Annotated in this window: 1 protein-coding gene; it reads right to left on the bottom strand. The window is 34.6% G+C overall.

The window, feature by feature from the left end:
• Positions 1-145 precede the first annotated feature (145 nt).
• Positions 146-1,353, bottom strand: a 1,208-nt coding sequence (locus NE665_RS23710; protein WP_256302681.1) for an ISL3 family transposase, incomplete at its 5' end; no start/stop codon positions are given.

A 1,353-nucleotide genomic window follows, 5' to 3' on the forward strand; every position in this document is an offset into this window, starting at 1 on the left:
AAAAAAACGCTCTAAATAAACGTAGGGTTTTATGATGATTGAGGTGTGCTCTAAAGTATTATAGGGTTTCAAAAAGGCAGTGCAAATGTCAGAGTATGAACATGCACTGCCTTTTATAGTGTCAAATAACATCTTGTGAGAAAGACTACTTTTTATATTTACCTCGCTTATGCCCCTTCATTTTTAATGGTATATCGAAACCAGCCATATTGGGAATAGCATCCTTGTTCATACAGTACATACAGCGGTTTCTGAATCTGGCAAAATTGACATATCCATTTCCTGTTTTCTTGATCAATTTAACAATGGAGTTTCTTGATTCCATAATGCCGTTGGATAGACGTCTGCCATCAACCACTATAAAAGAATGAATGATTTCGTCATGCCAGTTATTCAACATATGGAGGATTTCAACCATTTCAGGTATTCTACAATCCTTTTTCATATTCATAAAATCTGAAAACTTTTCATCTGCATTCTTGTGATCACTGGTCATGTTAAAAACTGCATAGGAGTCTTTGAATAAATACGCCTCCTTAAGTTCACTTGAAATATCTAAGATTAGATCAAGCAACTGGGGATAATTGATATATCTGCGCAATCGCTTATTATATCTACGTTTATTTTCTCTTACTTCTCCGGCGAGTAATAGCCAATGGAAATTTTTAAGTAAATAGTAACCAACAGAATCAGACTTCTTCCCTTTCATGATGCGAATTCTGACCTTGTCTAAAGCGGCATTGATATTCTTCATTACATGAAACGAATCAACAGCGATAGATGCATTTTTGAATTTTATATGGACAATATCACGATAAACACTATACATGTCCATAATGATATATCTAACATTGTTTCTCTCTTGATCAGAGATTCTATCAAAGTAATTCAAAAGAGAATATTTTTTTCTATCGGGCAACATATCTACTATTTCATGAGTTTTAAAATCTAGAAGAATGCAGACATACTTACTGTGGTTATCCTTCATTGCATAAACCTCATCAATACAGATGATTTCTGGCAAAGTGCTTTTGGGTATCCGTACATAATGATCAAATATCTCCTGTACTTTTGTGGGCGATATGAAATTATGTCTGGCTACACTGGCAAAAGTTGCATTAGATTCCTTAAGCTCCTGTAAAGTATTGATAATCGTTAAATTACTTAAAGAATGACCTGGGGGCACAAAAGGGTTATCCTCATAAAAAGTTTTCCCACACTGATTACAGACAAGACGTCTTGCATGGTATTCAATCACACACTTTTTATGATTTAATGCGGAGTGCTTAATACGTTTGATTTTGTATTCTTTTATGCGTGAAGAAGGTGTACCACAAATCGGGCAATTGCAGG

The sequence above is a fragment of the Clostridium sp. DFI.1.208 genome (assembly GCF_024463855.1).
Taxonomy (GTDB): domain Bacteria; phylum Bacillota_I; class Bacilli_A; order Erysipelotrichales; family Erysipelotrichaceae; genus Clostridium_AQ.